Genomic DNA, 22,380 nt, shown 5'->3' with positions numbered 1-22,380 from the left:
CCTGGAAAAACAGTGCTCGGTATGAGTCGTATCCATCAAGTAAGTTGCATCAAATGCGCTTGTCTCCAACATCATCAATTGACGTCGGCCAGCGCGGCCAGCAAATCCGCTTGATGCTCTGCCGCCAGCGCATTAGTCAGCTCGGCCAGATCGCCATCCATGATGAAATCGAGTTTGTACAAAGTCAGATTAATGCGGTGATCGGTCATGCGGCCTTGCGGGAAATTATACGTGCGTATGCGTTCGCTGCGATCTCCCGAACCGATCAAGGATTTGCGTGTCGCCGCTTCCTTCGATTGCTGTTCGCGCAATTGCACATCCTTGATACGCGCCGCCAATACTTTCAATGCGGAGGCCTTGTTCTTGTGCTGGCTGCGATCATCCTGGCATTCAACCACGATGCCGGTCGGTAGATGCGTGATGCGCACTGCGGAATCGGTTTTATTAATGTGCTGACCACCGGCGCCGGATGCGCGATACGTATCGATGCGCAAGTCGGCTGGATTGATGTTGACGTCTTCGACTTCATCGGCTTCCGGCATCACTGCGACGGTGCAAGCTGAAGTGTGGATGCGACCCTGGGTTTCTGTAGCGGGTACGCGTTGGACACGATGGCCTCCGGATTCAAATTTCAATTTTGAATATGCGCCATTGCCGACCACCCGCACGATCACTTCCTTGTAGCCGCCAACTTCCGATGCAGACTCGGACACCATTTCTATTTGCCAGCGATTACGCTCGGCGAAACGTGTGTACATGCGCAGCAGATCGCCGGCGAATAACGCGGATTCATCGCCACCCGTACCGGCGCGAATTTCCAGAAAAATATTCCGCTCGTCGTTAGGATCTTTCGGCAGCAGCATTTTTTGCAGATCGATCTCAAGCTGTTCCATACGCGCTTTGGCAGCGGTCATTTCTTCTTGCGCAAATTCCTTCATGTCAGGATCGGACAGCATGCCTTGCGCGTCCTTGATGTCGTTATCGGCTTGCGTGTAATTACCGTACAGCGCCACCAGCGGGCCGAGCTCTGCATGTTCGCGCGTGAGCTTGCGGTAGTTGTCCATATTGGACGTGACCTCTGGCTGCATCAGCAGCACATTCACTTCAGCCAAGCGTTCGGTCAATTGATCGAGCTTGCTGAGCATGGATGGTTTCATCATGGTGTTCGGTCTTGTATGCGTGGGTTAATTCTGGTGGCTTGCAGCAGTTCTTGAAACTGATGGCAAACAAAGATTCTGCAAACACTGCTGCGCAGCGTGCAGATAAGCGAGAGAGCGTCGCTAGCGCTTGGTACGGAAGAGTTGCGGTAACAGAGCAGCAAGGCGCGCGCGTTCGTCGCCCTGTGCATTGTTCAAGGCCTGTTGTGGGCCATGCAGAAATTTTGCAGTCAAGCCTTTTGAGAGTGCTTCCAGGACTGCGTCGATGTCTTCACCTTTCGCCAGTAATTTGCGCGCACGATCCAGTTCTATCATGCGCATCAGTTCGCTGGATTCATGCAAATCCTGAATCACTGGCACTACTGCGCGCGCATCCATCCAGTGCATGAAGGATTGCACACGCGTTTCGATAATCGCTTCTGCTTGCGCCACTGCGGCTTGGCGATTTTCCACACCAGTTTTGACAAAGGTGCCGAGATCATCGACGGTGTAAAGAAAGACGTCATCGAGACGGCCGATTTCCGGTTCGATATCGCGCGGCACGGCCAGATCAACCATGAACATCGGTTTATGGCGGCGCGCTTTGATCGCGCGCTCCACCATGCCGAGACCAATGATAGGCAATGACGAAGCAGTCGATGAAATAACGATGTCGTAGGTTGCTAATTGATCCGGTAAATCTGCAAGGCGAATCGCGCGACCGTTGAAGCGATGTGCGAGTACTTCGCCCCGTTCAAGTGTGCGATTGGCGATCGTGAGTGATTGTGGATTTTGTGCGGCAAAGTGCGTGGCGCACAACTCGATCATTTCACCGGCGCCTATGAACAGGACGTTTTGTTCAGAGAGCTTATCGAAAATGCGTTGCGACAAACGCACCGAGGCAGCTGCCATCGATACGCTATGCGCGCCGATTTCTGTCGTGCTGCGAACTTCTTTCGCAACCGCAAACGTGCGCTGGAACATTTGATGCAAATACGTGCCGAGTCCACCGGCAGCGTCTGCTTGGCGCACCGCATCTTTCATCTGCCCAAGAATTTGCGGTTCGCCCAAGACCATTGAATCCAGACCTGACGCGACGCGAAATGCATGGCGTACTGCATTATCTTGCGGCAGTGCGTACAGGAAGGGACGTAATTCAGAGTAAGGCAGCTTGTGATAATCCGCGAGGAAGTGCGCGGTCAAATCAATTGCTTCAGTCACGCCGCCTGGTTGACGACTGGCCGCATACAGCTCAGTGCGATTGCAGGTCGAAAGGATTGCTGCTTCATCCGAAATATTTTGCTGATCGCTGCGGCCATACCAACCTCGTGCGGAAGCCACTGCTTGACCGAGTTGGTCAGCAGGAAAGGCTACCTTTTCGCGCAGAGAAACAGGCGCGGTAGTGTGGTTGAGGCCGACGGCTAGCAGTTGCATTTATGGCACCAACATTCGGATGGAATCGATGCATATTATAGCCTGTTGCACTATGGCACGAGGCTCTTGCCGCTAGGCATCCAATGATGCGTTTTTATAGCGCTGAAATATCGCGATATAGCGGCAGACTAAGCGTGAAAGTGGTGCCTTCGCCCGCTACGCTGACGAAGCTAATTTCGCCTAAATGGCGTTCGATAACGGTTTTGACAAAGACCAGCCCCAAGCCGACGCCATCGTGGCGCGGTTGATTAGGCAAATCGACACGTTGAAAACGCTGGAAGAGTTTGCTCTGATCGGCTTCGGCAATGCCATAACCCTGATCGCGAATGCTGCAGACGACGCGCGTTTGTTCGCCATCTTGTTCCGACCACAGTGAGCACAAGATCGTGGTGTGATCGGGACTGTAATTGATTGCATTTGACATCAGATTACTCAGCGCACGGGTCAGCAGGGTACGGTCGGCATTAACTGGATATTCACCTTCCGCGATATCGACTTTAAGATCGATGTGTCGGCTTTTTGCCAGCGACCACATTTCATCGGAGGCATCAAATAACAAGTCCTGGAAATCGACTTCTTCGAGTCGATATTCCTGCGATTCCGCACGCGCTAATTGCACAAAATTATCCGCCAGGCCTAGTGTCTTGCGACAGGCTTTTTCAATCCGACTAAAGAGTTCCTGCTGTGGCAATTCGGAAGAGCTTTCATGCTGTAGTTCCAGCAAGGCCAGTATCGATGCTTGTGGTGCGCGCATGTCGTGCGACAAAAAGCGCAAGGTTTCATCACGGCTGCGTTCGATCGCACGTATCGTTGAGATATCCAGAATGCTGACAATCCAGCCGGTCAGCAAATTCGTGGCCGAATAACAAGGGCCGCTTTTAACCAGCAGATCGCGACCAGTGTGATCTTGCGCAGAGACGCCGTTGAGCAAGGCTTGCGCATGACCACGATCGAGCAGATGCGGCCAGTCAAAAGAGAGATTGATGGCTTGATCGACAGGCACCGGCATTTTGAGTTGCGCCAATAATTCAATGACCGACACCCCGCGCACATCGTCACGTCCCAGGCTCCAGTAATAATCTTTTGCATGTCGGTTGGCCAACAGGATGTGGCCGTCGACGGATGTAACCAGCGTGGCATCCGGCAAATTATCCAGATTGTCAGAAACAAACTGGCGCAAATCACGCACGCGACGCGCGGCTTTTTTCATGGCACTGATGTGCTGTTCCAGCACATCAGTGCCATCTTCGCTTGTCGATGTAGTTTTTTCTTCCGGCAGCAAATGTGGTTCTCTATCTAGGCGCGCAAATTCCTGACCTAGATAATTGATGGCGGCTTCCAGTCGTCGCCAACTCCATAAAGGATAAGACACCACGATCGCAATGATGGCGACTGATGGCGGCAGCCAGATGTCCATGAAGCGCAAACCAATATAGCTGGTGGCAACTGTAACCAATAACCAAAAGCCTGCAGCGAACAAAGCGCGGCGCGGCGACAGCAGCAAATATCCCAACATCGCCATAAATACTGGAATGCTGGAAAACAGTGCCGTCTCTAGTGGCGTGGCGAAATGTATACTTTTTCCCTGCAATAAATTGCTGAGTATTTGCGCATGAATCTCGATACCGGGCATCGCCCCGGTACCACCGGAAACCGGTGTCGGATACGAGTCTGTCATGCCCGGTGCAGTAGCGCCTATCAATACGTATTTGTCAGTGAAAAATTCAGCAGGGACTTCACCGCGTAATACCGCCACGTATGGGATTGATTGAATGTAGCCAACGTTGCCAGCGAACGGAATATACATTTGGTCCGCCCGCTGCCAACTGTCTATGCCCGCGATATTCGTTTGCACTTCGCTTTTAGGCGGTGCGGATATCGCTTGTTGCGATTCGCCTAGGCTGAGCAGCGCGGCAGAAAAATTTTGCCACCACCAGCCATTGTTCCCTTCCCGTAAAAATACACTGCGTACCACGCCATCGTTATCATGCGTCAAATTGATATGGCCTAAGGCGCCGGCTGCGTGTGCCAGTTCAGGCGCAGGCAATCTTGCGGTCAAGCCGTAGCCTGCATTGGTGATGGTCAACGGCAAGACAGTGCGGCCGTTTTCTTGCAAGGCATCAGCCAGTTTTTGGTCTCCGGATAAAGTGCCGTCGCTTGGCGCCGGTTCTGGCTCAGACAAGATGACGTCGAATCCGATTGCGCGTGGATGCGCTTTATTCAGTTGTTTGAACAGTTCGGCATGTGTCGCGCGCGGCCATGGCCAGCGGCCCAGTTGCGTCAGACTGTAGTCATCAATAGCCACAATGATGATGTTGTCCGGAGTTGGTTTATTGACCGTTGATAAGAACAAGTCATAGCGCGACTGATCCAGTCGACTCAACCCATTTTGCCAACTTACTACCGCTGCAATCGCGATCAAAATGAAGAGCAGCGCCAGCCATTCGCGCAGCGCGAGACGGCGCCTGAATGGGGTAAACCAGCGGATTTTCATCAAGGACAGGATGGTGCGACTTAACGGAAACTATTGCGCGAGATTTCTTTCGGACGCAAGGGATTTCCGTCATTGATGATCCATTGATCAGTGACGATCAATGTTTGTGCGAACGAGAACGGGTTGCTGCTGCCATCGGCATTGACACTTTGTACGCGCGCGAAATAAGTGCCAAAGGATGGACGCGGAAGTTTGATCTCATTGCCAGTGACACTGGTGCTGAATAACAGCCAGCTGAATTCCAGATCACGTGCAACTTGTACGTTGTACTTTTGGTTGGCAGAACCCGGCCAGCGCAGCACCAATTCCTTCAGATTGCCATCGGCGACAGATGGCGCAGCTTGCGTAGGTAGTGCTTTTACTGATTCGCGATTTCTGATGTTGGCAGCCATCGTGCGCGGCATGCCTTCCAGCCCGAATTTATCGATCGCGGCAATGCGTATGAAGTAATTGCCTTCCTGAATATTGTTGATCACGACTTCATTGGAATTGCTATTGGCTTCTGCCAGCAAATTCAGCAGCTCGCCATCTTGGGCGATTTGAACGTGATAGGCGCGCGCATCGGCGATCGGTTCGATGTTGAATTTCGCGGCGTCATCCTGGCGATAAGGTGTGTCGGCCAGTTTTGGTGGCGGCAGCAAATCGATTGCAGGTCCGATCACATCGCGCGTGATGATATTGCCTTTGGCGAGTGCTAGTAGTCGGGTTTCCGGTGCTTGTTGCGAACCAGTAGCGACGCGGCCTTCCAATACTTCAGTCGCGACTTTTTGATTGTTGATGCTGACGCGGAATAATGTGCCGCGCACGCCGGCAACAGACAAGGGCGTATGAACTTCGAAGCGGCCACGATTCACATCCAGCGGCGACACGCGAGACACAACACGACCGCGCATCAATTTAACTTCTGTGCGTGGGCTGGCGGTATACAGGGATTTACGCAGTTTGGTAATCAGTACGCTGCTGTTGGATGGCACAGAAACACGCGATTCATCAACCAGTGCAATCGTCAGGAAGCTGTTTGCTTCGGTTGTAATGCGCATGCCTTCAGTGATACGGCTACCGATATTCAATATTGTGGAACTGCCATCTGCTGCTATTGCAGTGATGGAGCCATTGCGTGCAATCACGGTGGCTTCGCTAGGTTCATCAGCCAGCAGTTCTGCCGGGATGATGATCGCAGTGCCGATAGGGATGTTGCTGTCTTTGTTGATTTTATTGGCTTGACCGATGGCGACCCAGTTGCCGGTTTTGGTCGTCAGGCGTTGCGCGATGGAGATCAGGGTGTCGCCCGACTGGGCGTAATAGGTGATGCTGGCTGTGTTGACTCTGATGCTGCCCGGGGTTTGAGCGGAAACGGGCAAACTGACGAAGAGGAGTGACCCTATCGTCAGTGCCGCGACCAGCATCAATTTTTGAAAGGGAATGCGCATGTCGTCTCTCCGCGCAAACCATGTGCGCTAGCTTAACCAGTCATTTGTTCCAGGCGATAGCCGTAGCTATATACCGGAGCCAGTCGAAAACCATGTTCTGGACGCAATTGTAGCTTGCTCCGCACTCTGGATACATGAGTGTCCATGGTTCGGGATGGAATTTCTACATCACGAGCCCATACCGCTTCCAAAATGTAGGCGCGGGACAACGGACGCCCCAGATTGCGGAAGAACAGCAAAGCCAGATCAAACTCTTTTTGCGTGACTTCAATCGGCGTGCCCGACACGGTCAAACGCCCGGTACGTGCTTCGAATATAAAGTTGCCGAACTGGATCTGCTCGATCGGATTTTGGCTCGGATAAGCGCGGCGCAGCAAGGCTTGTACGCGCGCCAGCAATTCGCCACGACGAATTGGTTTGATCATATAGTCGTCGGCGCCAGCAGCCAATCCCGCCACGATGTCGTCTTCGCCAGAGCGGCTGGTCATGAACAGCACCGGCAAATTAGCCGGCAGCTTTTCGCGCGCCCAGCGCAACACGTCCGCACCGCTAAGGTCTGGAACCTGCCAATCAATAATCAACATGTCGAAACTTTCCCGACGCAACTGATTCAGTAATTCCTTGCCGCTTTGAAACGGGTGGCAGAAATGACCAGCTGCGTTGAGAACTTGACAGACTAAGTCGGTCTGGCTGCGGTCATCATCAAGTACGGCAATTCGCATAATTTTGGCGCTTAAGAGCGTGTTGTATTTCGTTTCCCTAATTTAACAAAGTATTCCCACACTGGGTCTTCAACTGTTCTGATGTGACAATATTTCACAAAATACGGGGGTGAATATCTGATATTTATGGCTTTTTTGCCTCATGACAGACTTTTTCTGACTTCCGAGACCGCTAAAATGCACTCCCATAAATTGGGGGGCAACAAAACTTTCTAAGTCGCGTCAATTTTTGACTCGGTGGCAACCCGGAATTGATAGATAGGCGGCTAAGGGCTTCGATAATTTTGGCAATTTCTTCTGATGCGTTGCGAGCGGCGCTATGAATGTCGAGTGCGTCACAATGTTGATTAAATACCATTGATTGTTTCGTGAAATTTTCTATAGTGAAAGTGCAATAACCGAGAAGGTTGGAACTGACCGGAGGCAATCATGAAAGTCCATCTCTTTGATTCCTGGCATCTCCCGCATTTCGCTCACTCTACTGCGGACGACAGAGATGCCGAATTCGACATCCTGACGCTGCTGGCATTTTCGATCGGCGTTCCGTTGCTTATTCTGGGAGGGTTATCGCTTATGCAGATACTGTTTGGTTGGACTTTGCTTTAAATCTGAATTTGGCTGGAACTGCGTCGCATGACGACGCCATAGCGTGTGTGTACACGTTTGCTTGATATGAATTATCGCTGGTAGCGCGTAGCTGCTGAATGAACAAAAACGGGCAAGGCACTGAATGTGCCCTGCCCGTTTTTGTTGGCTTTAACTGAAGTAAAGGCCGGCGGTATTCTTAAACTTATTTCTTGGACAAGCAGGTTTTCATGAATTTTTTGCGCTCATCGCCCTTCATGGCGGTGGCGTCGTCATTGCATGCCTTCATTCTGTCGCGTTGCGCTTGTTGTGCTGGCGTCGCCTTGCTGTCCCCACCGCTGAGGCAGGTTTTCATGAACGCTTTGCGCTCATCGCCTTTTTTGCCGGTGGCGTCTTTATTACAACTTGCCATTTTCTCTTGCTGAGCAAGTTGCGCCGGACTAGGAGTTTTTGCCGGAGCAGGGTCGGCCGCAAATGCACAGGTGGCAAAAGCGCTGGAAACGAGGAGTGCTAGAAGTTTATTCATTGGAGCCTCTCAAATAGAAGTTGAATAGTTTTTTGTTTCGGACGAGACAGGCAATTCAGACTTGCATGATCAAAACGATTGCAAAAGTATTCACGTTGACAGCAGACGACAAAACAAAAATGAATCTATCTGCATTCCCCGATTAGACATTCCGAAGGATGATGCTTCGGGCAAACAGCACTATCTACTGCACGACGACGATGAGCGCTCGCTAGTTTTTTGTCAAATGTATATTTGAAGGCTATATGGAAAATAAAAAACGCAGCTCGGAAAAACGAGATGTTTGTCTGGCGCGCACTTTTTTCGCGTCGCAAATAAATTGATGTGGCATGAGCCGAAGAAACTCGTGACGCAGAATTGAAAAACCCGTGCAAATCAATGATTTGCACGGGTTTTAATCTTGGTGGCCCGGGGCGGAATCGAACCACCGACACAAGGATTTTCAATCCTCTGCTCTACCGACTGAGCTACCAGGCCAAGGCGCGCAAGTATAGCAAAACTATTGGAATATGCAAGCGCTTCATTCAAATTGATTTGATTGCAGCCGCTATAATGATCTCACTCAAACAAGTTTTTGTCGTTCTTCATCTTCTTTTCACAGGTTCGGCTTTATGCATATACAAAGCGACGTTTGTATTATCGGCGATGGCGCCATTGGCAAAGTGGCCGCGCTCGGGTTTGCGCAAGCAGGATTGAAAGTTACTTTGCTTAGTCCGCTCAACCCGCTTCCTGCGTCTATCAATAAAGCAACCTCTGCCGCAGAAGCCTGGGATGTTCGGGTCTACGCCGTTAATCACGTCGCGCATCATTTATTGTCCTCGGTAAAAGTATGGGAGGCGCTCGATGCTTCACGCGTGCAGCCTGTCGATTCCATGGTGGTGAAGGGCGATGCTGCCGGCGCACTGGCATTCGATGCTTACGGCGCGCGCGTCGGCACTCTGGCCTGGATCGTGGAAGATCGCAATTTGAATCAGGCATTGGATGCTGCCTTGAAGTTTGCTTCAAACGTAAAAACTGTCCACGGTCGCGCCACCGATTTAAAAATTGAAGATAAAGCTGCCAGCGTGCAATTGGAAAATGGCGATACCTTAAGCGCCGAGTTGGTGATCGGTGCGGACGGCGGCCAATCTTGGGTGCGCGCGCAATGCAATATCGATTTCGATTACCGCCCTTATGGTCAACGCGCGATCGTCAGTAATTTCGCATGTGAAAAACCGCATCACGGCATTGCACATCAATGGTTCTCGGTAGAAGAAGGCATCATTGCCTTGTTACCTTTGCCCGGCAATCAAGTGTCGCTGGTATGGTCTGCGCCGGATGCGTTGGCCGATATTTTGTCGCGCGAATCGTTGGCGCAAGTAGCTGCGCGCTTGAGCGCATTGGCCGCAACTGAGCTCGGCACCTTAACGCCTTTGCAGCCGGAATTGGTGAAATCATTTCCTTTGTCATTGATTCGTCCGCGCGCAATCACCGCGCCGCGAGTTGCATTGATCGGCGATGCCGCACACGTTTTGCATCCGCTCGCAGGGCATGGAATGAATCTGGGTTTTGCCGACGTTGCCGGTTTGATCAAAGCGGTTGTTGAGCGTGGCGATCATCGCGATTGCGGCGATGCACGCGTGCTGGCGCGTTACGCGCGTTCGCGCAAGGAAGATATACTGCTGATGCAATTGGCAACCGATGGCTTGGCTCGCTTGTTTGGCACGACATTCGAACCTTTACGCATAGCGCGCAATTTGGGATTGAACTTGGTGAACAAGTTGCCGGTCTTAAAAAGACGTTTGATCGGCCATGCCGTCGGCGACAAAAATCAGTAACGAATATTTAGTATTTTGTTTGGCAGCTCGCATCAGCTTCTGCTCAAAAATTTAATTGGAAATGAACAATGAAAATGATCAAAGCTGCGGTCGCAGTATTGCTGGGTTTGACTTTTGCTTCTGCGTTTGCGGAAACCGCACAAGAAGCTGCCGTAAGAAAAGCAATTGAACCACGTCTGGGGGAAGAGGCAAAAATCGCTTCCGTCACCAAAACCCCTTATTCCGGTTTGTTTGAAGTGCAGGTAAACGGCGACATTATTTATACCGATGCGAAAGCGCAGTATTTATTTGTAGGTCGGATCGTTGATACCAAAACCTATCAGGATTACACCAAGGCGCGCCTGGACGAAATCAACAAGGTTGCGTTCAGCGACTTGCCACTCGAGCTTGCGATGAAGCAGGTTAAAGGCAATGGCAAGCGCGCGATTGCAGTGTTCGAAGATCCGAACTGCGGCTATTGCAAACAATTCCGCAAGACTCTGGAAGGCATTAACAACATCACTGTGTACACCTTCATGTACAACATCTTGTCACCGGATTCGATTACCCGTTCGCGTAACATCTGGTGCTCAGTCGATAAAAACAAGGCATGGGACGACTGGATGTTGAATGGAAAAAATCCTGCACCTGCGCCAGAGAATTGCGTCGCTCCACATGAAAAAGTATTGGCACTCGGCCGCAGCATGAAAGTCACTGGCACGCCAACCATCATCTTCACAGATGGTTCGCGCATCCCAGGCGCAATCGACGCCAAAACATTGGAAGCCAAGCTTTCATCAATCAAGTAATACCCGCTCTCGATTATTCAAACGGCCACCTTGCGTGGCCGTTTTCAATTGAGCTTTCACATTCTTTACGCGCTATCGAAGCGCGCATGCATGCGCGTGTCGGCGTATGCAGCTAAACTAGCGCCATCGTATTCCTTCCACGGCACAGCATGAAAAACGCAATTTATTACAGCATTGTTCCCAAAGATTTGGCCGCGCATCTGTATGCGGTCACGGTGACAGTCAATCAACCGGATGAAATTGGGCAGTGCTTCTCATTGCCGTCATGGATACCGGGCAGTTACATGATTCGCGAATTTGCCAAGAACATCGTGCAAATCAGCGCGGAATCAAACGGCAAAAAAGTCGGCTTGAGCAAACTCGACAAGCACACTTGGATCGCGGATGAATGCAGCGGACCATTGGTTGTCAGCTATGACGTTTATGCGTGGGATTTATCGGTACGCACTGCGCATCTGGATCAAACGCATGGTTTTTTCAATGGGACCAGCGTTTTTCTACGCGTGCAAGATCGTGAAGAAAGCGTGCACATCGTCGATATTCAAAAGCCGCAAGGCGAGGATTTCGAACAATGGCGTGTCGCCACCGCGATGCGCCAATTGGATGCCAAGCGCTATGGCTTCGGCACTTACATCGCTTCTAATTACGATGAGCTGATTGATCATCCGGTTGAACTTGGAACCTTTGCGCTTGCTACTTTCAAGGCACACGGCGCACAACATGACGTTGTGTTTACCGGCAAGATCCCGAATCTCGATTTGCCACGCCTGACCGCAGATCTAAAGAAAATATGCGAAGCACAAATCGCATTCTTTGAACCCAAGACCAAGCGCGCACCGGTAGATCGCTATGTTTTCATGACGATGGTCGTTGGTGATGGTTATGGTGGTCTCGAACATCGCGCCTCCACTGCGCTGATTTGTTCGCGCGCCGATCTGCCGGTAAAAGGGCAAAAGGAAATGAGCGATGGTTATCGCACCTTCCTTGGTTTGTGCAGCCATGAATATTTCCATACCTGGAACGTCAAGCGCATCAAGCCTGCGGCATTTGCGCCCTATGATCTGGCGACTGAAAACTACACACCACTGCTGTGGTTGTTTGAAGGCTTCACCAGTTATTACGACGATCTGATGTTGGTGCGCAGCGGCGTGATCGACGAGTCCGCTTATCTGAAGTTAGTCTCGAAAACCGTTAATAGCGTATTGCGCGGCAGCGGTCGCCATAAACAAAGTGTGGCTGAATCGAGTTTCGACGCGTGGGTTAAATACTATCGGCAAGATGAAAGCGCGACTAATTCCATCGTCAGTTATTACACCAAAGGTTCCTTGGTCGGCCTCGCACTTGATCTGACTATCCGCGCTGAAACCAAAGGCAAGAAATCGCTAGACGATGTGATGCTGGCCTTGTGGCAGCAATACGGCCGTGATTTTTATCAGGACGGTGCAGAGGGACGCGGCGTGACGGAAAATGAAGTCGATGATTTGTTCGATAGCGTTACGGGTTTGAAATTGACTCGCTTGCTGGATCGTTGGGTGCGCGGAACTGATGACCTGCCTTTGGCGAAATTGTTGACACCATTCGGCATTGCATTTGCAGATGAACGCAAGAACGGCAAGCCAAGTTTGGGATTCCGCACAGTGCGCGATGGCACCGATTGCAAGGTAGCAAACGTGTATGAAAACGGCGCGGCACATAAAGCCGGTGTATCAGCTGGCGACGTCTTGGTTGCTATTGATGGCTTGCGCGTAACGGGGACAAATCTGGATGGTGTGCTCAGTCGTTATCGCGCTGGCGATGCGATAGACCTGCATGTATTTCGTCGCGATGAATTGTTGAGCTTGAAGGCGAAACTGCAGGCATCCGATGCGCCGAATGTGACGCTGACGGCAGAAGCGAAGCCGACGACGGCAGTGCGACTACGCGATGCTTGGCTTCAATAATGACTGTTTGAAAAAGCAGAATAAACATAAACTGCGATAGCGCTCGCTATCGCAGCTTCAATGTTTTAGTTGAACAGGCGGCTTAATTCCACACCTGGTTCAGGTGCGCGCATGAATGCTTCGCCAACCAGAAATGCGTGTACATCAGCATCGCGCATTCTCTTCACATCATCGGGCGTGACGATCGCGGATTCGGTAATCACCAATTTATCCGGCGAAATACGCGGCAACAAATCCAGCGTGGTTTGCAGTGAAGTTTCAAACGTGCGCAAGTTGCGGTTGTTCACGCCCAACAAAGTCGTTTTCAAACGCAGAGCGGCCGTCAATTCTTCGGCGTTATGCACTTCCACCAGCACACTCATGCCGAGCTCATGCGCGCAAGCTTCCAGTTCGGCCATCAAACCATGATCCAGACCTGCGACGATCAACAAAATACAATCCGCACCCCATGAGCGCGCTTCATACAACTGATACGGATCGATCATGAAATCCTTGCGTAATACTGGCAAGGAGCACGCAGCGCGCGCTTGTTTCAAATACTCAGGTGCGCCCTGGAAGAATTGTACATCTGTCAGTACCGACAAACAGGCCGCACCATGTTGTTCATAGCTGACAGCGATTTCTGCAGGATGAAAGTCTGGGCGAATCACGCCTTTGGAAGGCGATGCCTTTTTGATTTCTGCAATGATGCCGGCATTGCCGCTAGCAATTTTCTGACGCAATGAATTTTCAAAACCACGTAGTGCTGCGCGCGCTTCCTTATCGGCTTCGACTTCGCTACGCAAACTTGCCAGGCTGCGATACTTTTTTGCAGCGGCGATTTCGTCGGCTTTGACTTCCAGGATTTTATTCAGAATGTCGGACATAGTGATTCAGTTCAAATAGTGATGCAGATAAGGCAGGTCGTGTGGCGTGCGTAATTCGCGATCAGTTGGTCGCGTCAGGCTTTGCCTAGTGCTTGCGTGACACTAACAAATTGTTCCAGCTTGGCACGTGCCGCGCCCGACGCAATTGCTTCACGCGCTTGCTTCAAGCCATCGGCGATAGAGCTGGCGACACCAGCTGCGTACAGCGCTGTGCCGGCATTCAGTGCGACGATATCGCGTGCCGCTCCATTAACGTTATCCAGCGCTTCGAAAATTTTCACTTTCGATTCCAGCGAATCGGCAACTTTCAGATTGCGGCTGGCGATCATTTGCAAACCAAAATCTTCTGGATGGATCTCATATTCGCGAATCTCGCCATTGACCAATTCACCAACCATGGTTGCAGCGCCCAGCGATACTTCATCCATATTGTCGCGGCCCCAGACCACGATTGCATGCTGCGCACCAAGGCGTTGCAATACGCGGACTTGGATGCCGACCAGATCAGCGTGGAAGACGCCCATTAAAATATTTGGCGCGCCAGCCGGATTCGTCAGTGGGCCGAGGATATTAAATATCGTGCGTACGCCAAGTTCCTTGCGCACTGGCGCTGCGTGTTTCATCGCCGCGTGATGATTCGGCGCGAACATGAAACCGATGCCGGTTTGCGCAATCGACTCTGCTACCAACTCCGGCTTCAAATTGATATTCGCGCCCAGTGATTCCAGCACATCGGCGCTACCTGATGACGATGACACGCTGCGCCCGCCGTGCTTGGCAATGCGCGCGCCTGCAGCTGCTGCCACAAACATCGAAGCCGTAGAAATATTGAACGTGTTGGCGCCGTCGCCACCAGTGCCGACAATGTCGAGCAGATTGGTGGTGTCGGCCAATGGCACTTTGGTAGAGAACTCGCGCATGACCTGTGCGGCCGCTGCGATCTCGCCTATGCTTTCTTTCTTCACGCGCAAGCCCATGGTCAGCGCCGCGATCATGACAGGCGACATTTCGCCGCGCATGATTTTGCGGAACAGGTGCAGCATCTCATCGTGGAAAATTTCACGGTGATCGATGCAGCGCAACAGGGCTTCTTGATCAGTAATCGGCATGGCGTGACTTTCTGTATTCAAATGGCGACCAGCATTATCCATTTAGCGGACAAGGAAGTTTTTCAACAGCGCGTGACCGTGTTCCGACAGGATGGATTCCGGATGGAATTGCACGCCTTGTATATCGAAATCCTTGTGACGCACGCCCATGATTTCGCCATCTTCTGTCCACGCCGTCACTTCCAGGCAATCCGGCAATGACGAACGTTCGATCGCCAGCGAGTGGTAACGCGTGATCGTGTACGGACTAGGCAAATCCTTGAAGACGCCAACGCCTGTATGTTCGATAGTCGAGGTTTTGCCGTGCATGACTTGCTGCGCACGGATGACCTTGCCGCCAAACGCCGCACCAATTGCCTGATGGCCGAGGCATACGCCAAGGATAGGCAGCTTGCCGGCAAATTGCTGCAACACAGGGATAGAGACGCCAGCTTCATGCGGTGTGCAAGGGCCGGGCGAAATACAGATGCGCTCCGGTTTCAATGCAGCGATTTGTTCCAGCGTGATTTCATCATTGCGCACCGTGTGCACGTCTTCGCCCAACTCGCCGAAATACTGCACCAGGTTGTAGGTGAAGGAGTCGTAGTTATCGATCATCAGTAACATTTAAATCTCCCCATCCAAACCATCTTGTACTTGTTCCGCAGCGCGTAAAACGGCGCGGGCCTTGTTCTCAGTTTCCTGCCATTCCATCTCGGGTACCGAGTCGGCGACGATGCCGGCGGCGGCTTGCACGTACAACATGCCATCCTTGATGACGCCGGTGCGGATTGCGATTGCCAGATCCATTTCGCCACCGAAGGACAGATAACCGCAGGCGCCGCCGTAAATGCCGCGCTTGGTTGGTTCAAGCTCGTCGATGATTTCCATCGCACGAACTTTAGGCGCGCCAGATAAAGTACCGGCCGGGAAAGTCGCTTTCAATACATCCAGATTCGACAAGCCATCTTTCAATGTGCCTTCGACGTTGGAGACGATGTGCTGTACGTGGGAATATTTTTCAATGACCAGCTTGTCGGTAACTTTGACGCTACCAGTTTCTGCAATGCGGCCGATGTCGTTGCGCGCGAGATCAATCAGCATCACGTGTTCAGCGATTTCTTTTGGATCGGCCAGCAATTCTTTCGCCAGGATCGCGTCTTTTTCTGGCGTCTCGCCACGTGGGCGTGTGCCTGCCAAAGGACGAATCGTGATTTTCTTTTTGCCGTTTTCTATGGACTCATTGCGCACCAGAATTTCCGGTGACGCACCGACGATTTGCATGTCGCCGAAATTGTAAAAATACATATACGGCGATGGATTCAGCGAGCGCAGTGCACGATACAAAGTCAGCGGTGCATCGACATACGGCTTCTTGATGCGTTGGCCGATTTGCACTTGCATCAGATCGCCAGCCATTACATATTCTTTGGCTTTGGTGACAGCGGCGAGATAATCTTTTTTATCGAATTCACGAATTGTATCGGTGCGCATGGACGCGGATGTCACTGGCGCTTCGACTGCTCTATGCAATTTGGCGCGCAAATCTTTCAGGCGTTGACGGCCTTTGGAATACGCTTCCGGCTGAGTTGGATCTGCATACACAATCAGATAGAGCTTGCCCGACAGATTGTCGATAACGGCGAGTTCTTCCGTCAGCAGCAACTGTATTTCTGGCAGGCCGAGATCATCTTTTGGCGTGCTGTACGCGAGGCGGCTTTCTACATGGCGCACAGTGTCGTAGCCGAAATAGCCGGCCAAGCCACCGCAAAAGCGTGGCATGCCAGGCAGAATCGCTACTTTATAGCGCGCCTGAAATTCCGCTATAAATTCAAGTGGATTGCCTTCAAAGGTTTCGACGATGTCGCCGTTGCGTACCACTTCAACACGCGTGCCGAAGCTGCGCATCAAGGTGTTGGCAGGCAAACCAATAAAGGAATAGCGCCCAAAGCGTTCGCCACCGACAACGGATTCCAGCAAAAAGGTATTTTTGCCGGCATCCTGGGTTTGCGCCAGTTTGAGGTAAAGCGAAAGTGGCGTTTCCAGATCGGCGAATGCTTCGGCGACCAGTGGAATACGGTTATAGCCTTGCGTGGCCAGCGATTTGAATTCGAGTTCAGTCATGGGTTCTCTCCGGACCGCTATTGTAGACGAGCGGGTTGGTACTTTAATAAGTAGTTCAAAAAACGTTGCTGATCGCGCGGGTATGCAGGAAAGGCAAAGACGATCAACGGCAAGTGGCGTTTAGCGCCAGATTTGCCAGCCTCGCCATAGCCAAGCCTCATGCGCGCCTGGTGTCGTGAGTCGTTTTTTGTCGAGAGACATGATGATTTATGTTGGTGAAATAAGATGTGCCGCGTCTAGCAGCGAAGAAACTATACCATCGCTATCGACGTCTTGTATAGACTGCCCGTGGTTGTAGCCATATGGAACGTTGAGAACTTTGCAACCTGCGGCGCGTGCGGCCTGCGAGTCGTTGATTGAATCGCCGATGGCCACGACTTCGGATGGATGTAGTCCAAAATCTTTGCAGACTTGCAGCAACTGCATGGGATCGGGTTTCTTTTTCGCAAAAGAATTGCCGCCGTAAACGATTTCAAAATAAATGCCCAGGCCGGTTTTTTGCAGCAGCGGTAAGGCAAATGCGATCGGCTTGTTGGTGACGCAAGCCATCCGTAATCCTTGGTCGCGCATGGCTTGCAAGCCTTCGTGCACGCCGGGATAAGCAGTGGCGAACTCGCCATTGACGTCGGAATAATGTTTTTCGAACAGTGCCATCGCCTCTTTGAAGCGCGATTCTACTTCGCTCGCGGAAAAATCCACACCTATGCTTTGCCGCACCAGATTCTCCGCGCCTTTGCCGACGAAACTGATCGCGGTGTCCAGCGTGATCGGTCCCAGACCAAGATCTGCGCGCATGCGGTTAATCGTGATGTGCAAATCCTGTGCGGTGTGCAGCATGGTGCCGTCGAGATCGACGATGACGCCACGGATACCGTGCAGGATTTGGTTTTCAGTTGCGCTGGAAGACAAATTTATACCTTCGCCAATTCGACGCGCATCGCATCGATGACGGCTTTGTAATCTGGCTTGCCGAAAATAGCGGAGCCGGCGACAAAAGTATCTGCGCCTGCGCGTGCCGCGGCTTCGATGTTGTCGACTTTGATGCCGCCATCGACTTCCAGCATGATGTCTCTACCGGATTCATCGATCAATTTGCGTACGGCTGCGATTTTTTTCAGCGTATGCGGAATGAAAGATTGACCGCCAAAGCCTGGATTGACCGACATCAACAGAATGATGTCGAGTTTGTCCATCACGTGTTCCAGATAATGCAAAGGCGTGGCGGGATTGAATACCAGCCCGGCTTTGCAGCCGTTATCGCGGATCAATTGCAGCGTGCGATCAACGTGCTCGGATGCTTCCGGATGAAAGGTAATGATGTTGGCGCCGGCTTTGGCAAAATCCGGGATGATGCGATCTACCGGCTTGACCATCAGATGCACATCGATAGGTACTTGCACATGCGGGCGTATCGCTTCGCATACCAATGGGCCGATCGTCAGATTTGGAACGTAATGGTTATCCATCACGTCGAAATGGATGATGTCAGCGCCGGCGGTGACGACGTTGCGGACTTCTTCCCCAAGACTGGCGAAATCGGCGGAGAGAATGCTGGGGGCGATGCGATAGTTGGCCATGGTAGTGACTTTGTAAATGAAGCTGCTATTTTACCCTGTGGTCTTCGGGCTGCGTTCTGCAAGTTGATTCCGTAAGATGATCCGTGGCGGTCGGCGTATCCGATTTTTATACTTTCGGTTTGCGACTGCTATATATAGTGGGTGATACAGAGCGCAGGTACGCGCTATCATTCGACTTACCTATAAATTTGAAATAAAACGCGGCAAAGCCTGCGCGGCACTAGAGGAATCACATGGCATCCTACGAATTCACCGTTCACGTCACTACGCAATATCTGGAAGAGCAATCCGATCCCGATCATTCCAATTATGTGTTCGCGTATGCGATAAAGATCAAAAATACCGGAACTGTTGCCGCACAGCTTATCTCTCGGCATTGGGTCATTACTGATGCCAATAACCACATTGAAGAAGTGCGCGGATTGGGCGTGGTCGGCAATCAGCCTTTGCTGCAGCCAGGTGAGCAATACGAATACACCAGCGGCATGTCGATGGCGACGCCGCAGGGTTCAATGGCGGGGGAGTATTTTTGCGTCGCGGAGGATGGCGAGCAGTTCGTGGCAAAAATTCCTGAATTTGTTTTGTCCTTGCCGCGCACTTTGCATTAAGTCGCTGGTCTATTCAGACTTGTCGTCTTTTGGCGGAGTTGATTTCTTCGTTGGTGGCGTTGCTTTCTTTTGACCAGAGAACATCGTCCACCACACGATAAAGATCAGCAAGCCCAGCGCGATTCCCGCTTCCACAAATAATAGCCACATTGATCATCACTCCCATGTCATTTATTCGCCTTAGTTTACTCGCATCCATTTTGTTTGCCCTTGCTTCGTGCTCCAGTGTGCGTCCGCCCGAGCAGCCAGTTGTCGTCGAACCGTCGGCGCCAGTTACGGTTCCTGCAACGCCAGGCAAGCCGACCATTTCGCCCGGCGATCTGCCTGGCTTGCCTCGTACCGAGGTCAATCCTGCGTTGCGGCCAGTGACATTTGCGGCATTGCCGGGATGGAAGGACGATGATCAGCGCGAGGCTTTGCCCGCATTTTTGTCGTCTTGCGTTGTCATGATTCGTCGTCCTAACTGGAATGCGGCATGCACGGCAGCGGCAAATCTGGATGGTAACGATGAGAATGCGGTACAGCAGTTTTTTGAACGTTACTTCCAGCCGTATCGCGTGTCGAACCCTGATGGCACCTTGTATGGCACGGTAACTGGCTACTACGAACCTTTGCTGCAAGGCTCGCGCAAACGTGGCGGCAAATATCAAACTCCGTTGCATCGTGCGCCTGATGACATTCTGACTATTGATTTGGTGAGTGTGTTTCCCGAATTGAAAGGTCAGCGTGTGCGCGGTCGTTTGGCCGGCAATAAAGTGGTTGCTTATCCTTCTCGTGCGGAACTGAGTCAGTCGAACGCGCTGGTCGGTAAGGAAATTGTCTGGGTAGACGATCCTATTGACGCATTTTTCCTGCAGGTGCAAGGTTCCGGCCGCGTGCAACTGGACGATGGCAAAGAACAAGTGCGGATTGCGTATGCTGATCAAAACGGTCATCCATACAAATCGATTGGTCGTTATCTAATAGATAAAGGCGAGTTGACGCTGGATCAGGCGTCGGCGCAGGGCATCAAAGCCTGGCTGAAGGCTAATCCCAAGCGCCAGCAGGAATTGCTGAATGCAAATCCAAGCTATGTCTTTTTCAAGGAAGAAAAAGTAAACGATCCCAACGTTGGGCCGAAAGGCGCATTGGGCGTGCCGCTGACGCCGCAGCGTTCGATCGCGGTTGATCCACAATTTATTCCGCTGGGCGTACCGGTATTTTTGGTCGCGACGCTGCCAGCGAGTAAAACTCCGTTGCGTCGTCTGGTCATGGCGCAAGATACCGGCAGCGCAATCAAGAATCCGGTGCGCGCTGATTACTTCTGGGGTTTTGGTGCGGAAGCGGGTGAGCAGGCAGGCCGCATGAAGCAGCGCGGCGAGATGTGGGTGTTGTTGCCGAAATGATGTTCTTCTAATAGTGAGTGTAGGTTTACAGGAGCTATTCATGCAATACGAAAATATCCTCGTTGAGATTCACGGCAAGGTCGGCCTGATCACTCTTAATCGGCCTGCCGCATTAAATGCGCTCAACGATAAATTGATGGATGAATTGGGTTTGGCCTTGCAATCGTTCGATGCGGATGATGACATTGGCTGCATGATCATTACCGGTAGCGAGAAAGCCTTTGCTGCCGGTGCGGACATCGGCGCAATGGCGACTTACTCTTATATGGATGTATATAAAGGCGATTACATCACGCGCAACTGGGAGCAGATTCGCAGCGTACGCAAGCCTGTCATCGCAGCGGTAGCTGGTTATGCGCTGGGCGGAGGTTGTGAGCTGGCGATGATGTGCGACTTTATTATTGCGGCGGACACGGCGAAGTTTGGCCAGCCCGAAATCAAGCTGGGCATTATTCCTGGTGCTGGCGGGACACAGCGTTTGCCGCGTTCAGTGTCGAAATCCAAGGCGATGGATATGTGTTTGACGGCACGCATGATGGATGCGGCCGAAGCCGAGCGTGCCGGCTTGGTGTCGCGCGTAGTTGCTGCGGACAAGTTATTAGAAGAAGCATTGTCTGCCGCAACCGTCATCGCGAATATGTCGCTGCCTATGGTCATGATGATCAAAGAATCCATCAATCGTGCCTATGAAACAACGTTGGCGGAGGGCGTACAGTTCGAGCGCAGACTTTTTCATAGCACCTTCGCAACAGAGGATCAGAAAGAAGGAATGCGTGCATTTGTAGAGAAGCGCGCAGCGAAATTCAAGAACCTTTAAGGCCTGCATAAAAAGTAATTTCAAAAGAAATAAACTATTTACGCGAAAGTGCTTGCCAAGGTTTGAAGTGCTTTGCTATAGTTCGGCTCCCGTCGCAGAACAAGCAGCGAAACGCAGAGTGTAGCGAGCTGAATTGGGTGTGGCGGGGGTGTAGAAGTGGTGGTTGAAGTTGGCGTTTTTGTTAGTCGTTTTGAAGAAATTTGAAACGAATCTTTTTAAAAAGTTTCTTAAAAAGATGTTGACGAAAACGAAGACATGCCACATAATCTCATCTCTCTGCTGCTGACGAACAAAACGATTCGCAGCGCCGCTAAAACAGCGAAGCAGACAAGAAGTTCTTTAAAAATTAACAGTCGATAAGTGTGGGCGTTTAATGGAAGCGCGACTATCAAGCTTGCTTGGTGGTTATAACTTTAAATATTAAATGCTCACAAAGAAATATAGATACTTTCGGTTAAACGAAAGTACCTGTCAGTATTTTGAGTGAGCGACCGGTTCGAAAGAACCATGTCAGCAATGACATTAAACAGAGATTGAACTGAAGAGTTTGATCCTGGCTCAGATTGAACGCTGGCGGCATGCCTTACACATGCAAGTCGAACGGCAGCACGGGAGCTTGCTCCTGGTGGCGAGTGGCGAACGGGTGAGTAATATATCGGAACGTACCTAGTAATGGGGGATAACTATCCGAAAGGATAGCTAATACCGCATACGCCCTACGGGGGAAAGCTAGGGACCTTCGGGCCTGGCGTTAATGGAGCGGCCGATATCTGATTAGCTAGTTGGTGGGGTAAAGGCCCACCAAGGCGACGATCAGTAGCTGGTCTGAGAGGACGACCAGCCACACTGGAACTGAGACACGGTCCAGACTCCTACGGGAGGCAGCAGTGGGGAATTTTGGACAATGGGCGCAAGCCTGATCCAGCAATACGTCGTGTGTGAAGAAGGCCTGATGGTTGTAAAGCACTTTCAATTGGGAGGAAAAAAGTAAGGCCACGACCCTTGCTCTTGAAATTACCTTTAGAAGAAGCACCGGCTAACTC

20 protein-coding genes, 1 tRNA gene and 1 rRNA gene are annotated in these 22,380 nt (G+C 51.5%); 8 read left to right on the top strand and 14 right to left on the bottom strand.

Translation table 11 applies throughout. The features are described from left to right. Positions 1 to 74: 74 nt before the first annotated feature. The 5 genes from prfA to Q7T66_RS00135 form a co-directional block, all read right to left on the bottom strand. Positions 75 to 1,157, bottom strand: a complete 1,083-nt coding sequence (gene prfA, locus Q7T66_RS00155) for a peptide chain release factor 1 (RefSeq protein WP_304931692.1) — start codon at positions 1,155 to 1,157, stop codon at positions 75 to 77. Positions 1,158 to 1,280: 123 nt separating this feature from the next. Then, entirely contained in the window at positions 1,281 to 2,570 is a 1,290-nt protein-coding gene (hemA, locus tag Q7T66_RS00150; protein WP_304931200.1) for a glutamyl-tRNA reductase, read from the bottom strand. Between the two features lie 94 nt (positions 2,571 to 2,664). Next, complete coding sequence (locus Q7T66_RS00145) at positions 2,665 to 5,064, bottom strand: CHASE2 domain-containing protein (protein WP_304931199.1); 2,400 nt, start codon at positions 5,062 to 5,064, stop codon at positions 2,665 to 2,667. A gap of 20 nt (positions 5,065 to 5,084) precedes the next feature. Beyond that, the gene (locus Q7T66_RS00140; RefSeq protein WP_304931198.1) at positions 5,085 to 6,494 is read right to left on the bottom strand and encodes a FecR domain-containing protein; all 1,410 of its coding nucleotides are present in this window, start codon (positions 6,492 to 6,494) and stop codon (positions 5,085 to 5,087) included. A 32-nt stretch (positions 6,495 to 6,526) separates the two neighbouring features. Further along, positions 6,527 to 7,216: a response regulator transcription factor gene (locus Q7T66_RS00135; RefSeq protein WP_304931197.1), complete on the bottom strand. Its 690-nt coding sequence runs from the start codon at positions 7,214 to 7,216 to the stop codon at positions 6,527 to 6,529. Positions 7,217 to 7,645: 429 nt separating this feature from the next. Between Q7T66_RS00135 and Q7T66_RS00130 the strand changes: the two genes are divergently transcribed. Beyond that, positions 7,646 to 7,822, top strand: coding sequence for a hypothetical protein (locus tag Q7T66_RS00130; RefSeq protein WP_304931196.1), 177 nt, complete (start codon positions 7,646 to 7,648; stop codon positions 7,820 to 7,822). A 184-nt stretch (positions 7,823 to 8,006) separates the two neighbouring features. Here Q7T66_RS00130 and Q7T66_RS00125 read toward each other — a convergent pair whose 3' ends face one another. Together Q7T66_RS00125 and Q7T66_RS00120 are read right to left on the bottom strand one after the other, a co-directional pair. Beyond that, complete coding sequence (locus tag Q7T66_RS00125; protein WP_304931195.1) at positions 8,007 to 8,327, bottom strand: PsiF family protein; 321 nt, start codon at positions 8,325 to 8,327, stop codon at positions 8,007 to 8,009. Between the two features lie 401 nt (positions 8,328 to 8,728). Next, a tRNA-Phe gene (locus Q7T66_RS00120) sits at positions 8,729 to 8,804 on the bottom strand. 134 nt (positions 8,805 to 8,938) lie between these two features. On the opposite strand from Q7T66_RS00120, the gene Q7T66_RS00115 reads away from it, so the two are divergent. From Q7T66_RS00115 to Q7T66_RS00105, 3 genes are all read left to right on the top strand, one after another. Further along, on the top strand, positions 8,939 to 10,144 hold the full coding sequence (locus Q7T66_RS00115) for an FAD-dependent monooxygenase (RefSeq protein ID WP_304931194.1): 1,206 nt from the start codon (positions 8,939 to 8,941) through the stop codon (positions 10,142 to 10,144). Positions 10,145 to 10,212: 68 nt separating this feature from the next. After that, a complete protein-coding gene (locus tag Q7T66_RS00110; protein ID WP_304931193.1) occupies positions 10,213 to 10,932 on the top strand; it encodes a DsbC family protein in 720 nt (239 codons plus the stop codon). Positions 10,933 to 11,081: 149 nt separating this feature from the next. After that, a complete protein-coding gene (locus tag Q7T66_RS00105) occupies positions 11,082 to 12,872 on the top strand; it encodes a M61 family metallopeptidase (RefSeq protein ID WP_304931192.1) in 1,791 nt (596 codons plus the stop codon). Between the two features lie 65 nt (positions 12,873 to 12,937). Here the strand turns inward: Q7T66_RS00105 and trpC are convergent, their stop codons facing one another. The 6 genes from trpC to rpe form a co-directional block, all read right to left on the bottom strand. Beyond that, positions 12,938 to 13,738 (bottom strand): indole-3-glycerol phosphate synthase TrpC, encoded by an 801-nt coding sequence (gene trpC, locus Q7T66_RS00100; protein ID WP_304931191.1) that lies wholly within the window; start codon positions 13,736 to 13,738, stop codon positions 12,938 to 12,940. Between the two features lie 74 nt (positions 13,739 to 13,812). Then, positions 13,813 to 14,847, bottom strand: coding sequence for an anthranilate phosphoribosyltransferase (trpD, locus tag Q7T66_RS00095; RefSeq protein WP_304931190.1), 1,035 nt, complete (start codon positions 14,845 to 14,847; stop codon positions 13,813 to 13,815). A gap of 42 nt (positions 14,848 to 14,889) precedes the next feature. Next, positions 14,890 to 15,453 carry an aminodeoxychorismate/anthranilate synthase component II gene (locus Q7T66_RS00090; protein WP_304931189.1) on the bottom strand — a complete coding sequence of 188 codons (564 nt, stop codon included), beginning with the start codon at positions 15,451 to 15,453 and terminating at the stop codon, positions 14,890 to 14,892. Next, on the bottom strand, positions 15,454 to 16,950 hold the full coding sequence (gene trpE, locus Q7T66_RS00085; RefSeq protein ID WP_304931188.1) for an anthranilate synthase component I: 1,497 nt from the start codon (positions 16,948 to 16,950) through the stop codon (positions 15,454 to 15,456). Positions 16,951 to 17,157: 207 nt separating this feature from the next. Then, positions 17,158 to 17,787: a phosphoglycolate phosphatase gene (gene gph / locus Q7T66_RS00080; protein ID WP_370691591.1), complete on the bottom strand. Its 630-nt coding sequence runs from the start codon at positions 17,785 to 17,787 to the stop codon at positions 17,158 to 17,160. 74 nt (positions 17,788 to 17,861) lie between these two features. Further along, entirely contained in the window at positions 17,862 to 18,527 is a 666-nt protein-coding gene (gene rpe / locus Q7T66_RS00075; RefSeq protein ID WP_304931187.1) for a ribulose-phosphate 3-epimerase, read from the bottom strand. A 233-nt stretch (positions 18,528 to 18,760) separates the two neighbouring features. On the opposite strand from rpe, the gene apaG reads away from it, so the two are divergent. Beyond that, positions 18,761 to 19,135 (top strand): Co2+/Mg2+ efflux protein ApaG, encoded by a 375-nt coding sequence (gene apaG, locus Q7T66_RS00070; RefSeq protein WP_304931186.1) that lies wholly within the window; start codon positions 18,761 to 18,763, stop codon positions 19,133 to 19,135. 9 nt (positions 19,136 to 19,144) lie between these two features. Here apaG and Q7T66_RS00065 read toward each other — a convergent pair whose 3' ends face one another. Beyond that, complete coding sequence (locus Q7T66_RS00065; protein WP_304931185.1) at positions 19,145 to 19,285, bottom strand: hypothetical protein; 141 nt, start codon at positions 19,283 to 19,285, stop codon at positions 19,145 to 19,147. Positions 19,286 to 19,299: 14 nt separating this feature from the next. Between Q7T66_RS00065 and Q7T66_RS00060 the strand changes: the two genes are divergently transcribed. From Q7T66_RS00060 to Q7T66_RS00050, 3 genes are all read left to right on the top strand, one after another. Further along, positions 19,300 to 20,520 carry a murein transglycosylase A gene (locus tag Q7T66_RS00060; protein WP_304931184.1) on the top strand — a complete coding sequence of 407 codons (1,221 nt, stop codon included), beginning with the start codon at positions 19,300 to 19,302 and terminating at the stop codon, positions 20,518 to 20,520. 40 nt (positions 20,521 to 20,560) lie between these two features. Then, positions 20,561 to 21,337, top strand: coding sequence for an enoyl-CoA hydratase (locus Q7T66_RS00055; protein WP_304931183.1), 777 nt, complete (start codon positions 20,561 to 20,563; stop codon positions 21,335 to 21,337). A 535-nt stretch (positions 21,338 to 21,872) separates the two neighbouring features. Further along, positions 21,873 to 22,380: ribosomal RNA gene (locus Q7T66_RS00050) — 16S ribosomal RNA — on the top strand; the annotation flags it as partial.

The sequence above is a fragment of the Herminiimonas sp. genome, from assembly GCF_030655415.1.
Note: the sequence above shows the minus strand (reverse complement) of the source record. Positions and strands in the feature narration are given on the sequence as shown.